This window comes from Microbulbifer sp. S227A (assembly GCF_049800935.1).
Window position 1 is genome coordinate 44,198 of the sequence record NZ_JBNAFZ010000008.1, and the last position, 12,919, is coordinate 57,116.

Annotated in this window: 11 protein-coding genes; 4 read left to right on the forward strand and 7 right to left on the reverse strand. The window is 64.5% G+C overall.

Annotated elements, in window-relative coordinates; genetic code table 11:
- Positions 1-49: 49 nt before the first annotated feature.
- Both ACP15R_RS18230 and ACP15R_RS18235 read right to left on the reverse strand, forming a co-directional pair.
- Positions 50-1,624 carry a 2-isopropylmalate synthase gene (locus ACP15R_RS18230; RefSeq protein WP_424987639.1) on the reverse strand — a complete coding sequence of 525 codons (1,575 nt, stop codon included), beginning with the start codon at positions 1,622-1,624 and terminating at the stop codon, positions 50-52.
- 263 nt (positions 1,625-1,887) lie between these two features.
- On the reverse strand, positions 1,888-3,330 hold the full coding sequence (locus tag ACP15R_RS18235) for an MORN repeat-containing protein (RefSeq protein ID WP_424987640.1): 1,443 nt from the start codon (positions 3,328-3,330) through the stop codon (positions 1,888-1,890).
- A gap of 157 nt (positions 3,331-3,487) precedes the next feature.
- Here ACP15R_RS18235 and ACP15R_RS18240 point away from each other — a divergent pair, with 157 nt between their 5' ends.
- Complete coding sequence (locus tag ACP15R_RS18240; RefSeq protein WP_424987642.1) at positions 3,488-5,146, forward strand: NAD+ synthase; 1,659 nt, start codon at positions 3,488-3,490, stop codon at positions 5,144-5,146.
- On the opposite strand, the gene ACP15R_RS18245 is transcribed toward ACP15R_RS18240, so the two are convergent.
- A complete protein-coding gene (locus ACP15R_RS18245; protein WP_424987643.1) occupies positions 5,147-5,539 on the reverse strand; it encodes a metallopeptidase family protein in 393 nt (130 codons plus the stop codon). It abuts the gene before it with no gap.
- An 88-nt stretch (positions 5,540-5,627) separates the two neighbouring features.
- Complete coding sequence (locus tag ACP15R_RS18250; protein WP_424987644.1) at positions 5,628-6,542, reverse strand: MBL fold metallo-hydrolase; 915 nt, start codon at positions 6,540-6,542, stop codon at positions 5,628-5,630.
- 114 nt (positions 6,543-6,656) lie between these two features.
- Here ACP15R_RS18250 and ACP15R_RS18255 point away from each other — a divergent pair, with 114 nt between their 5' ends.
- Positions 6,657-7,085 carry a DUF1801 domain-containing protein gene (locus ACP15R_RS18255; RefSeq protein WP_424987645.1) on the forward strand — a complete coding sequence of 143 codons (429 nt, stop codon included), beginning with the start codon at positions 6,657-6,659 and terminating at the stop codon, positions 7,083-7,085.
- A gap of 71 nt (positions 7,086-7,156) precedes the next feature.
- Positions 7,157-8,482 (forward strand): glutamate--tRNA ligase, encoded by a 1,326-nt coding sequence (gltX, locus tag ACP15R_RS18260; protein WP_424987646.1) that lies wholly within the window; start codon positions 7,157-7,159, stop codon positions 8,480-8,482.
- Positions 8,483-8,556: 74 nt separating this feature from the next.
- On the opposite strand, the gene ACP15R_RS18265 is transcribed toward gltX, so the two are convergent.
- Positions 8,557-9,135: a gamma-glutamylcyclotransferase family protein gene (locus ACP15R_RS18265; RefSeq protein WP_424987647.1), complete on the reverse strand. Its 579-nt coding sequence runs from the start codon at positions 9,133-9,135 to the stop codon at positions 8,557-8,559.
- 93 nt (positions 9,136-9,228) lie between these two features.
- On the opposite strand from ACP15R_RS18265, the gene ACP15R_RS18270 reads away from it, so the two are divergent.
- Positions 9,229-9,675 (forward strand): RrF2 family transcriptional regulator, encoded by a 447-nt coding sequence (locus tag ACP15R_RS18270; RefSeq protein WP_424987648.1) that lies wholly within the window; start codon positions 9,229-9,231, stop codon positions 9,673-9,675.
- Here ACP15R_RS18270 and ACP15R_RS18275 read toward each other — a convergent pair whose 3' ends face one another.
- On the reverse strand, positions 9,676-12,204 hold the full coding sequence (locus ACP15R_RS18275; RefSeq protein WP_424987649.1) for an ABC transporter permease: 2,529 nt from the start codon (positions 12,202-12,204) through the stop codon (positions 9,676-9,678).
- Positions 12,201-12,896, reverse strand: a complete 696-nt coding sequence (locus ACP15R_RS18280) for an ABC transporter ATP-binding protein (RefSeq protein WP_424987650.1) — start codon at positions 12,894-12,896, stop codon at positions 12,201-12,203. Before ACP15R_RS18280 ends, ACP15R_RS18275 begins: the two co-directional genes overlap by 4 nt.
- Positions 12,897-12,919: the final 23 nt, after the last annotated feature.

Genomic DNA, 12,919 nt, shown 5'->3' on the forward strand with positions numbered 1-12,919 from the left:
ACGAACGATCCCGCGCGCGCCGATCGGGACAGCTTTCCGTGTGCCCGCGTCAGGACACGTCCTTGTAGCTGATCTCGCGGACATCGCTGCCGGGCGCGGATTTCTCGCGCCGGGTGATCAGCCGGTTGAGCGCGTTGACATAGGCCTTGGCGCTGGCGACCACGGTATCGGTATTGGCCGATTGCCCGGTCGAGATCATCCCGTCCTCTTCCAGACGAACCGAGACGGTTGCCTGGGCGTCGGTGCCCGCGGTCACGGCGTGAACCTGGTAGAGTTGCAGTTGCGCGGCGTTGGGGAACAATTCGCGAATGGCCTTGAACGAGGCATCGACAGGTCCGTCACCATGGGCAGTGGCCGTAACATCCTTGCCGTCGATTTCCATCTCGATGGTCGCCTCGGCGGGGCCGCCGGTGCCACAGACCACTTTCATCGACACGATTTGCAGATGGTCGTTCTCGGGATCTTCGCCCGCCCGCATCAGCGCGACGATGTCATCGTCGAACACTTCTTTCTTGCGGTCGGCAAGTTCCTTGAACCGCACGAACAGATCCTTGAGCTGGTTGTCGCCCACTTCGAACCCAAGCTGTTCGAGCTTGTCGCGCAGCGCGGCGCGGCCCGAATGCTTGCCCATGACAAGGTTTGACTCGGTCAACCCCACGTCCTCGGGGCGCATGATCTCGAAATTCTCGGGGTTCTTGAGCATCCCGTCCTGGTGAATGCCGGATTCATGCGCAAAGGCGTTCTTGCCGACGATGGCCTTGTTGAACTGCACCGCAAAGCCGCTGACGGTGGCGACGCGGCGGCTGATATTCATGATCTTGCTGGTGTCGATCCCGGTGCGCCAGGGCATGATGTCGTAGCGGACCTTCAACGCCATCACCACCTCTTCGAGCGCCGTGTTGCCCGCACGTTCGCCCAGGCCGTTGATCGTGCATTCGATCTGGCGGGCACCACCGGCCACGGCGGCAAGGCTGTTGGCGGTCGCCATGCCAAGGTCGTTGTGGCAATGGGTGGCAAAGATCACCTCGTCGGCCCCCGGCACCTCGGCGATCAGCCGCTTGATCAGGTCGGCGCTTTCCGCCGGCGCGGTATAGCCCACGGTGTCGGGGATGTTGATGGTGCTGGCACCGGCCTTGATGGCGATTTCGACAACGCGTTTGAGGTAATCCCATTCGGTGCGGGTGGCATCCATCGGCGACCATTGCACGTTGTCACAGAGGTTGCGCGCATGGGTCACGGTTTCGTGGATCCGGTCGGCCATTTCATCCTGCGTGAGGTTCGGAATGGCGCGATGCAGCGGCGAGGTGCCGATGAACGTGTGAATGCGGGGCCGCGCCGCGTTCCTGACGGCCTCCCAGCAGCGGTCGATATCGCCGATATTGGCGCGGGCAAGGCCGCAGATCACGCTGTTGCGGGCGTTTGCCGCGATTTCGCTGACCGCCTTGAAATCGCCCTCGGAGGCGATCGGGAAACCGGCCTCGATGATGTCGACGCCCATCTCGTCGAGCAATCCCGCGATTTCAAGCTTTTCCGCATGGGTCATGGTCGCGCCCGGGCTCTGTTCGCCATCGCGCAAGGTGGTATCGAAGATCAAGACGCGATCTTTGTCAGTTGTCTGTGTCATGTCGGGTTCTTTCGTATCTGTCCTAAAGCCAATGGCGCGCAGGCTGCATCCTCTGAGCGGGCGCGCCGAATGGCACGCTCAGAGGCGCGTTAGGATCAGTAGGCCGCACAGCGACGCACCGCCGGGGGCGGGAGCGAAACGGATATGTGCGTCATGTGTCATGGGCACAGGTTATATCGGCCCGGCTGAAAATGAAAAGGCTGTTTTTGCGTCCGCCGTGGGGCGGGGCCGGGCTGTGACCGGACGGGGCGGCGCGGGGCGGATTACTCCTGCGTTGCCGTGGCCTGGGGTTTCAGCGCGCCGTTTTCCCATTCGCCGCTTTCCTGCTGACCGCTGGCATAGCGCATTGTGCCTTCGCCGTGGCGCTTGCCGCCGAGGAATTGGCCCTCGTAGACATCGCCGTTGGAATAGGTGGCGCGTCCGCTGCCGGTGATCGCGCCCGATGTCCAGTCGCCCTCATAGGTAAAGCCGTTTTGCATCACGATCTTGCCGGTGCCGTGGCGCGCGCCCTTGTCGAACGCGCCCTCATAGACCGAACCATCCGCATAGGTCGCCTTGCCGGTGCCCTGCCGCTGGCCATCCACCCAGCCGCCTTCATAGCGATAGCCGTCCGAATAGGTCATGACGCCGCTGCCGTGGTTCAGCGCGTTCTTGAATTCGCCCGCGTAAACCACGCCGTTGGGATAGGTCGCGGTGCCGCTTCCCTCGATGACCCCGGCCACCCAGCTGCCTTCATAGGATGACCCGTCGGGATAGGTGATCGTGCCGATGCCATCCGCGAGATCGTCGCTGAACTCGCCCACATAGATCGACCCGTCAGGATAGGTCACCCGGCCATTGCCGGCGATTTTCCCGGCCGCCCATGTGCCCGCATACACATAGCCGTCCGAACCGGTGAACGTGCCGGTGCCGTCGCGGTGATCCTCGGCGAAATCACCCTCGTAGCTGTCGCCATTGGCATAGTCGACGCGCCCTTTGCCCTGCCGGCGGCCACCCACGAACTGACCGGAATAGGTGTCTCCATTGGGCTGCACGAGCGTGCCTGAGCCATCGAACTGGCCGTTTTTCCATTCGCCCTCATAGACCAGCCCGTCGGGCAGGGTCAGCTTGCCGTTGCCCGAGCGCTTGCCAGCAAGCAACTCTCCCTCATAGACCGCGCCATCCGCGTATGTGATCACGCCCGTGCCCTGTTTGACCCCGTCAACCCAGGCCCCGACATATTCATATCCCTCGGGATCCTGCATGGTGCCGGTGCCGTGATGCTGCGCGTCGCGAAACGTGCCCTCATAGCGCACGCCATTGGCATAGACCGCGACACCGCTCCCGTTGATCGCCCCATCGGCCCATTCGCCCTCATAGGTGCCGCCATCGGCAAAGACGATTTTTCCTGTACCCTGCGGCTTGCCCTTGGCGAATTCCCCTTCATAAACCGAGCCATCGGGGAAATGCGCGATGCCCGAGCCGGTGATCTCGCCATCAACCCAGTCGCCGGTGTATTCATAGCCGTTGGGCAGGGTATAGGTGCCGGTGCCGTGTTGCAGCCCGCCGCGAAAAGTCCCTTCGTAGACGCCGCCGATATCGTCCTGCTTGATCAGGACCTGATCGCTCTGCGCCAGCGCCGGGCCAGCGGGGGACAGGACCATCATCAGGGCCAGCATTGCGGATGCGGTCGCTGAAGATCGGCGAAATACGGTCGGAAATGTCATGAGATGCCCTGTTGCCCGATGTGCTGGCGGCTTCTGCGCCCTGTGGGCCGAAATTAGGCGAGCATGCCGGATTGAGCAATGTCTTTTGCCGCTGCTCCCTTTCACTCGGGCGATGATCTGCTAAATGGCAGGGGATGGTTCTGGGCACGAGGGCAGTATGGCTGACCGATTTCGCATAACTCTGGCGCAACTCAACCCGGTTGTCGGCGATCTGGCCGGCAATGCCGACAAGGCGCGTGCCGCATGGGAACAGGGGCGCGAGGCGGGGGCCGACCTCGTGGCGCTGCCGGAAATGTTCATCACCGGCTACAATGCGCAGGATCTGGTGATGAAGCCGGCCTTTCACACGGCGGCGATTGAGGCGGTCCGCCAGCTGGCCGCCGACTGCGCCGGTGGGCCGGCCATGGCGATCGGCGGACCATGGGTCGAAGGGACCGAGCTCTTCAACAGCTACCTGATCCTGCGGGGTGGCCAGGTTGTCAGCACCGTGTTCAAGCATCACCTGCCCAACGAAACGGTGTTTGACGAGGTGCGCATATTCGACACCGGGCCGCTTGGCGGACCCTATGCGGTCGGCAATGTGCGGATCGGCTCGCCGATCTGCGAGGATGCCTGGCACGAGGACGTGGCCGAGACGCTGGCGGAAACCGGGGCCGAGTTCCTGCTCATCCCCAACGGGTCGCCCTATTACCGCAACAAGTTCGAAACACGGCTGAATCACATGGTGGCCCGCGTCGTCGAAACCGGTTTGCCGCTGATCTATCTCAACATGGTGGGCGGGCAGGATGACCAGGTCTTTGACGGCGGCAGCTTTGCGCTGAACCCCGGTGGCGAACTGGCCTTGCAGATGCCGCTGTTTGATGAGGCGATCACCCATCTGGACCTTGAGCGTTCCGACGCCGGATGGCGCATCGTGCCCGGTGTCGAGCATTCGCATCCCGACGCATACGAACAGGATTATCGCGTGATGGTCACCGGCCTGCGCGATTACATGGCCAAGTCGGGCTTTTCCAAGGTTCTGCTGGGGCTGTCCGGCGGCGTTGACAGCGCCATTGTCGCGACCATTGCCGCCGATGCGCTGGGCCCGCAGAACGTGCGCTGTGTGATGCTGCCCTCGGAATATACCAGCGCCGAGAGCCTTGCGGATGCCGAGGCCGTCGCCAGGGCGCTTGGGTGTCGCTATGACTATCTTCCCATCAGCGAGGGGCGCGCCGCGATCACCAACACGCTCGCGCCGTTTTTCGAAGGCACCGAGCCGGGGTTGACCGAAGAAAACATCCAGTCCCGCCTGCGCGGGCTGCTGCTCATGGCGATGAGCAACAAGTTCGGCGAAATGCTGCTGACCACCGGTAACAAGTCCGAAGTGGCGGTCGGTTATGCCACCATCTATGGCGACATGGCGGGGGGCTATAACCCGATCAAGGATCTCTACAAGACCCGGGTGTTCGAAACCTGCCGCTGGCGCAATGCCAATCATCGCGACTGGATGATGGGACCGGCGGGCGAGGTGATCCGCCCCAACGTGATCGACAAACCGCCCTCGGCGGAACTGCGCGAAGACCAGAAAGACAGCGACAGCCTACCGGATTATCCGGATCTCGATGCGATGCTGGACATCCTCGTGGACAGGGACGGGTCGATTGCCGATTGTGTCGCCGCCGGGTTTGACCGGGCCATCGCGCAAAAGGTCGAGCGGCTGATTTACATCAGCGAATACAAGCGGTTCCAGTCCGCACCGGGGCCGCGCCTGACCAAGGGGGCGTTCTGGCTTGACCGGCGCTATCCGATCGTCAATCGCTGGCGCGATCCAAGCTGATCATTCCCACCAGCGGTCAATCCGCGCGATGTCGTCATCGGACCAGCCGAAATGGTGGGCAAATTCGTGGATCGTGACATGCGCGATCAACGTGTCGAGCGGCACGGATCGCCGGTCGCGCCATTCCGCGAGGATCGGTTCACGAAACAGCCACACGGTATCGGGCTGCGCCGGTTGGTCCCAGACCGATTTCATGGTCATCGGGGTGCCTTCGTACAAGCCGGTCAGGAGCAGGGGGTCGCTCATCCCGAGATCGCGCAGCATCTGCTGCGATGGCCTGTCCGCTACGCAAAGCGCCACGTCCCGCGCCGGGTCGCGAAACGGGTCCGGAAGCGTATCGACCGTAGCGCGGGCCACGGTTTCGAAATGATCGAGGGTTGGAGGCATGGTCATGCGCATCATATGGCGCGGGATCGCCGCGAATTGAAGATGCGGCGCGAATCGTGGGTGGCGGACCCGGACAGGCCCGCCACAGGCGGGATCACAGCATCAATTGATAGCTGTGCGGCACATAGTGGAACCCATCGCCGCGCGTTTCCACATAGCCGATAGCGGGCCATGGCATGTGGTAGCCGATCATCGGAACCCCGTCGGCGGCCAGCATCCCGAGGAGCTTGCGCCGGGTCTGCGCGGCCATTTCCTTGTCCATGTCGAATTTCACTTCCCAATCCGGATAGGCGAGCGACCAGACATAATGGTTGGTGAAATCCGCGCCGATCAGCAATTGCTTGCCGCCGCTGTCCAGCAGATAGGTCATGTGTCCGGGGGTGTGGCCAAAAGCCTGCATCGCGGTGATGCCGCCGGTCACGTCTCCGCCGTCGGCCAGAAAGGTGGTCTGTTCGGCCAGGGGCTTCATCTTGGCATCAAATGTTTCGTTGCCCATGGCGCTCCAGGCGTCGAATTCGGTCGATCCGGTGACATAGCGGGCATTGGGATAGGTCGGGGCGTCACCGTTCATCACGCCGCCGATATGGTCGCCATGCATGTGGGTGATGACGACAACATCCACCATGTCGGGCGAATACCCGGCGGCGGCAAGCGCGGCGGTTGTGCCCTCTGCCGACAGGCCGGTGTCAAACAGCACAAGTTCCGATCCGGTGTTGACGATGGTGGGGGTGAAAAAGAACTGCGCCTGGTCGATCGGAAGATGCGCCGCGTCCGAGGCTTCCTTGAAAGCTTCGGGGGACACGTTCATGCCAAAGATCGCCTGGGGATCCGGAACCGCACGGGTACCGGCAAGGATGGTGGTGACTTCGAACTCTCCCAGCTTGAAGCGCTTGTAGGGGGCGTCGGCGGCCCCCATCATCGGGGCGGCGGCACGGGTCCGGGTGGCGGCGGTGGCCAAGGGCAGCGCAGCAGCCCCGGCCAATGCGGCGCGACGGGTCAGTTTGGTCATCGGGCAATCTCCTGGGTTCGGTGCATTACGGACATGATAGAACCGTTCCGGCATTTGGCCACAGGTTGTTTGCCCGGTTTGGCAGCGCGCACCGAGATGTGATAGGGCGATGCCATGAGCGCGAACAAGACCCAGCCGAACGATGCAAATGTGAGCGATTTTCTCGCTGGCGTCGAGCCGCGCCGCCGCGCGGAAGAGGGCGCGCGTCTGGATCGGCTGTTTCGCGCGGTTACGGGGTTTCAGCCGCGGATGTGGGGCGGCAGCATCGTGGGGTACGGGCGCTATCACTATGTCTATGACAGTGGGCGCGAGGGGGATTTCCTCGCCACCGGGTTTTCCCCGCGCAAGGCGGCGCTGTCGATCTATATCATGCCCGGCTACGGGGATTTCGCGGGTATTCTGGGGCGGCTGGGCAAACATCGGATCGGCAAGTCCTGTCTTTATGTCAACAAGCTGGCGGATATCGACATGGAGGTGCTGGGCGAGTTGATCCGCGCCGGGCTTGACGATCTTGGGACGCGTTGGCCGGTGCACCGCGAATGATGCGCCAGTTGGCGCTCTGGCTGGACAATGGCGCATCCCTGTGACAACAGGTCGCCGAACAGGAGACACCGATGACAACCACCCGTTTTGCCCCTTCGCCTACCGGCTATATCCATGTTGGAAACCTGCGCACGGCGCTGATGAACTACATGATCGCGCGCAAGTCGGGCGGTACGTTCATCCTGCGCATCGACGACACCGACCCGGAACGCTCCAAGGAAGCCTATGTGGACGCGATCAAGCAGGATCTCGACTGGCTGGGGCTGCACTGGGACCGGGTTGAACGGCAATCCGAGCGGCTGGACCGTTATGCGGAGGCGGCGGAGCGTCTGCGCGGGATGGGGCGGTTCTACGAGGCGTTCGAGACGCCGACCGAATTGGACCTCAAGCGCAAGAAACAGCTGAACATGGGCAAGCCGCCGGTCTATGATCGCGCGGCGCTGAACCTGAGCGAGGCGGAACAGGAGGCCCTGCGCGCCGAACGCGGCGACGGGGTCTGGCGGTTCAAGCTCGATCACGAACGGATCGAGTGGGCCGATGGAATCCTTGGGGATATTTCCATCGATGCCGCCAGCGTCAGCGATCCGGTGCTGATCCGGGGCGATGGCCAGGTGCTCTATACGATTGCGTCGGTGGTCGATGACACCGAGATGGGCGTGACTGACGTGGTGCGCGGTTCGGACCACGTGACCAACACCGCAACACAGATCCAGATCATCCGCGCGCTCGGGTTCGAGCCGCCGCGCTTTGCGCATCATTCGCTGCTGACCGGCCCGCAGGGCGAGGCATTGAGCAAGCGGTTGGGCACATTGGCCTTGCGGGACCTGCGCGATCGGGGGGTGCAGCCGATGGCGCTGCTGAGCCTGCTGGCGCGGCTGGGGTCGAGCGATCCGGTGGAACTGCGCGGCAGCATGGACGAGTTGGTCGAAGGATTTGACATTTCCCGTTTCGGCAGCGCACCGACCAAGTTCGATGTCGACGACCTGTTCCCGCTGACCGGGCATTACCTGCAAGGTCTGCCGCTGTCAGACGTGCGCGGCGCGGTGGCGGCAGCGGGGGTGCCGGAGGATATTGCCGAGGCTTTCTGGCTGATGGCGCGCGACAATATCACCACGCTGGGCGATCTTGAGGCATGGTGGACCCTGTGCCGGGATGGCGCGGAGCCATTGATCGCGGAGGAGGACAGCGCGTTCGTCGCGCAGGCGATGGCGCTGTTGCCGGATGGGCCCTATGATGGCGACACCTGGAGCAGCTGGACCAATGCGGTGAAGGCCGCAACCGGGCGCAAGGGGAAGGGGCTGTTCATGCCGTTGCGCAAGGCGGTGACCGGGATGGAGCGCGGGCCGGAAATGGCGGCGCTGATGCCGTTGATGCAGGTTGTACGGGCGCGCGCCTGACGCGGCACCTGCGCCTGTGGAGGCTGCGGGAGCCTCCGGCGGGAGTATTTGTCCAAAGCTGAAGGGGCGGTGAGTCAGTCGGCTGTGGTGGTCACGATGCGGGCCCCGATCGCCGCGAGCCGGTCGTCGACACAGGCGGTTTCATCGGGAGTCAGATGTTGGTGGCGCGGGTAGCGCGGGGCGTTGCGATCATCAAGGATCGGGATGTCCCATCCCCGCGTCGTTTCAAAGAAGCGGTCGGCGCCGGTTTCGCCGAATTCCCGCAAGTAGCCCTGGATCACCACGTCAAGATAGCTGAGCAGGATCGGGTGGCGGTTTGCCGGCGCGATGTGGCGGGTCCGGGGGACGCTGTAGACCGCGATTTCGACGGGGAAAGTCAAGGGGTGTGTGACCGAGGCGGTTGCCGGGATGCGGTCATAGGCCCATTCGCGTTGGTCCAGCGTCTGCCAGTCGTCGTTCGGCACATGGGCGATCAGCCCGTCGATGGCGGTGCCGGGCGCGGGTATTGCCGTGAGAAAAGCCACCGGGCGCAGATCGGTATGCCGCCAGGCGCGGCACCAGCCGGTCAGCCGGGCGGGCTGTGGATTGGTGAAGTCGTGGGTGGCGCAGTTCACGAGGCTGCCATAGCCGAAGCAATAGGGGGCTGCTGTCATCCGGGTCCGTGCTGTTTCTATTGATGTATGTCAAACCGCTTTTTCGCGCGATGTGCGACAAGTTGCAATCCGAAGGATCCGGGGAGCGAGGGCGTGAGAATCACCAAGAGGACCAACATCGCGGTGCGATTGTTGATGTATTGTGCGGCCAATGGCGGTCGGCTTGTGACCAAGGCGGAGATCGCGGAATGCTGCAAGGTGTCCGAGAACCACCTGGCGCAGGTGATCAACCAGTTGAGCCAGTTATGCTATCTGCACACGCAGCGGGGGCGCAACGGGGGGATGACGCTGGCGCGCAGGCCGGAGAACATCCGGATCGGCGATGTGTTCCGCGATGTCGAGGGCGAGCCGCCGGTGTCGGAGTGTTTTGCGGATGCCGATAACAGCTGCCCGCTTGTCGCGTCCTGCCGGTTGCGACTGGCGCTCAGGGATGCGGTGTCGGCGTTTTATGCGAGCCTTGACGGCATCACGCTGGATGCGCTGGTTTGTGACAATACCGATCTGTTGCGGCTCTTGCAGCCGGTTGCCTGTTCGCGCTGATCATTCGCGGCCACGCAACACGCGGGCCGGGCGGCTGGCGAGGGGACGCCAGGCAAAGCCGAGACCGGCGAGCAATGTGGCAAGGACGCCGCCGGCCACGATGCCCAGGGCAGAGGGCCAGATCACGGTGAAATCGGTATCCATGATGAAATGGCTGACCGCCCATCCCCCGGCTATGCCGGCGGCCAGAGCGACGCTGCCCGCGGCGGCTCCGAGCAGTGCGGCGCGCAGGGCGAAGCTGGCGAGGATGCGGCTGCGGGCCGCTCCCAGGGTCTTGAGCAGGGCGGCTTCGTAGGTGCGGGCCTGTTCGCCGGCGGCGGCGGCACCGATCAGCACCAGAAAACCGGTCAGCAGCGTGGCCGCCGCGCCATAGGACGTGGCGGCGGCCAGCCCGGCGAGCACTTCGGAGGCGCGGTTGATGGCATCGCGCACCCGGATGGCGGTGATGTTGGGATAGGCGTTTGCCAGGTCGCGCAGGATCTGGGTTTCGGCGGCGTCTTCGGCATAGACGGTGGCGATGAAGCTGTGGGGCGCGCCAGCCAGCGCCGAAGGGTTCATCGACATGACAAAGCCCAACCCGCCGGTGGAGAAATCGACCTCGCGGAAGCTGGCGATCGTGGCGGTGATGTCGCGCCCCAGGATGTTGACCGTGAGCGTGTCACCCAAGGCCAGGCCCAGTTCGGCGGCCTCTTCGGCGGCAAAGCTGATCAGGGGCGGGCCGTCATAGTCGGAGGGCCACCATTGCCCGGCGACCAGCCGCGTGCTGTCGGGCATGTCGGCGGCATAGGTCAGGCCGCGATCGCCTTCGACGACCCAGTGGCCTCCTGCGACCTCCTGGGCGGGACGGCCGTTGATGCGGGTCACGACCCCGCGCAGCATCGGGGCGGTTTCCACCCGGCTGACGGCGGGATCGGTGGCAAGCCGTTCGCTGAAGCCGTCGATCTGGTCCTGCTGGATGTCGACAAAGAAGTATGACGGCGCGATGTCGGGCAGGTTGCCGGAAATCGCGTTGCGCAGGTTGCCATCGATCTGGCCGACCGCCGCGAGCACCGACAGGCCAAGCCCCAGCGACAGGACAACCGAGGTTGCGCCTTCGCCGGGGCCGGAAATCGCCGACAGCGCCCATCGCAGGGCGGGGCGGCCACGGGCGATGTTGCCGGAACGGCGTGCGAGCGTGCGGATCAGGATCGCCGAGATCGCCAGCAGGGCGAGCGCAAAGGCAAGGCCGCCCGTGGTCCACAGGGTCAGCCGCGCGGTTCCGCTGAACCACGTGGCGAGCCCGACAAGGGCGGCGAGGCCGATGGCAAGGGCGATGAGATAGCGCAGCGGCGGGATCAGGCGCGCGCCGGCCAGAGCATCGCGGAACAGGGTCGCGGCGCGGACTTCTTCGGTGCGCGCCAGCGGCCAGAGCGTGAAGATCAGCGCCGTCAGAAGGCCGTAAATGCCGGCTTCGGCGAGCGGCGCGGGATAGATGGTAAAGGCGGCGGGAATCGGCAGTTGCGCCTCGATCAGCGGGGCCACAAGAACCGGGACCAAGGCGCCAAGGGTCAGCCCGAGCACGATCCCGACCAGCGACAGCAGGCCGATCTGCAGGAAATAGGTCTGAAAGATCGTGTTGCGATCCGCGCCCAGGGTGCGCAGGGTTGCGATCACGTTGGTCTTGCCCGCGAGATAGGCGCGCACGGCGGCGGAGACGCCGACACCGCCCACTGCAAGCCCCGACAGGCCCACCAGAACCAGGAACGAACCGAGCCGGTTGACGAATTCCGCGACACCCGGCGCGCCGTTGCGGGCGTCCGACCAGCGCAGGCCGGAATTCTCGAACCGAGCGCGTGCCTCGGTGGCGAGCCCGTCAAGATCGCTGCCCGGCGGCAGGGACAGGCGGTACTTGGTGGAAAAGAGCGAGCCGGGCGACAACAGGCCGGATTCCGCCAGGGCCTTGGTCGCGACCAGCGTACGGGGGCCGAGGCCAAAGCCTTCGGAGGCCCCGTCAGGCTCATGCGCCAGCGTTGCCATCAGGACAAACTCCTGGGTGCCCAGCCGGAACCGATCGCCCGCGACCAGGCCCAGCCGGTCCATCAAGACCCGATCCATTACCGCGCCGGGCAGGCCATCGCGCCCCGCGAGCGCGTCTTGCAGGGGCATGTCCGGGGCCAGCCGCGCGGTGCCGACCAGCGGATAGGCGTCATCGACCGATTTGACCTGGGTCAGGCCGCGTTCGGTTTCGCCATCGCGCGTCACAACCGCCATCGAGCGGAAATCGACGATCTCGGAGATCGCCGTGGCGGTATCGCGCATCCACAGGCGTTCATCCTCGGAGGCAAAGCGGTAGGTGAACCGCATCTGGGCGTCCCCGCCGAGCAACGCCGCCCCTTCGCGGGTCAGCCCCGCCTCGATCGAGGCGCGGATCGTGCCGATTGCGGCAATGGCCGCGACACCGAGGGTAAGACAGGCGAGAAAGATGCGAAACCCGCGCAGCCCGCCACGCAATTCGCGCCGGGCAAAGCGCGCGGCAAGGCGCAGGCTCATTCGGCGGCCTCGCGCTCGATCTCGGGTGCGATTGAGCCGTCGCGCAGGCGGATCACCCGGTCACAGCGGGCGGCGAGCTCGTTGGAATGGGTAACCAGCACCAGCGTCGCCCCGTGCCGGTCGCGCAGGCCAAAGAGCAGGTCCATGATCGCGGCCCCGTTTGCTTCGTCAAGGTTGCCGGTGGGTTCATCCGCCAACAGGATATGCGGGCGCGGGGCCGAGGCGCGGGCCAGTGCCACGCGCTGCTGTTCGCCGCCTGACATCTGCGCGGGATAGTGATTGGCGCGACTCGCCAGCCCCACGGCTTCCAGTTCGGCGGCGGCCCGGTCAAACGCGTCCTTGACCCCGGCGAGCTCCAGCGGCGTGGCCACGTTTTCCAGCGCCGTCATGGTCGGGATCAGGTGAAAGGACTGAAACACCACCCCCATGTGATCACGGCGAAACCGGGCCAGCGCGTCTTCGTCCATCGCGGTCAGGTCATGGCCGAGCGCGGTGATCGCCCCCGAGGTTGCCTGTTCCAGCCCGCCCATCAGCATCAGCAGCGAGGATTTTCCCGACCCCGACGGCCCGATCAGCCCGAGGGTTTCGCCCCGGTTCACGTCCAAAGTGACAGAGTGCAGGATATCGACGGGCCCGGCATTGCCATTCAGCGACAAAGAGGCATCTTTAAGTGAGAGGATCGGCTCGGTCATGGGCCCCGGTTCATTAGGTGTAA

What these genes read in the sequence shown, in the direction of transcription:
- ACP15R_RS18230 (WP_424987639.1), bottom strand. Translation starts at nt 1,624, where the DNA reads ATGACACAGACAACTGACAAAGATCGCGTCTTGATCTTCGATACCACC.
- ACP15R_RS18235 (WP_424987640.1), bottom strand. Translation starts at nt 3,330, where the DNA reads ATGACATTTCCGACCGTATTTCGCCGATCTTCAGCGACCGCATCCGCA.
- ACP15R_RS18240 (WP_424987642.1), top strand. Translation starts at nt 3,488, where the DNA reads ATGGCTGACCGATTTCGCATAACTCTGGCGCAACTCAACCCGGTTGTC.
- ACP15R_RS18245 (WP_424987643.1), bottom strand. Translation starts at nt 5,539, where the DNA reads ATGACCATGCCTCCAACCCTCGATCATTTCGAAACCGTGGCCCGCGCT.
- ACP15R_RS18250 (WP_424987644.1), bottom strand. Translation starts at nt 6,542, where the DNA reads ATGACCAAACTGACCCGTCGCGCCGCATTGGCCGGGGCTGCTGCGCTG.
- ACP15R_RS18255 (WP_424987645.1), top strand. Translation starts at nt 6,657, where the DNA reads ATGAGCGCGAACAAGACCCAGCCGAACGATGCAAATGTGAGCGATTTT.
- gltX (WP_424987646.1), top strand. Translation starts at nt 7,157, where the DNA reads ATGACAACCACCCGTTTTGCCCCTTCGCCTACCGGCTATATCCATGTT.
- ACP15R_RS18265 (WP_424987647.1), bottom strand. Translation starts at nt 9,135, where the DNA reads ATGACAGCAGCCCCCTATTGCTTCGGCTATGGCAGCCTCGTGAACTGC.
- ACP15R_RS18275 (WP_424987649.1), bottom strand. Translation starts at nt 12,204, where the DNA reads ATGAGCCTGCGCCTTGCCGCGCGCTTTGCCCGGCGCGAATTGCGTGGC.
- ACP15R_RS18280 (WP_424987650.1), bottom strand. Translation starts at nt 12,896, where the DNA reads ATGACCGAGCCGATCCTCTCACTTAAAGATGCCTCTTTGTCGCTGAAT.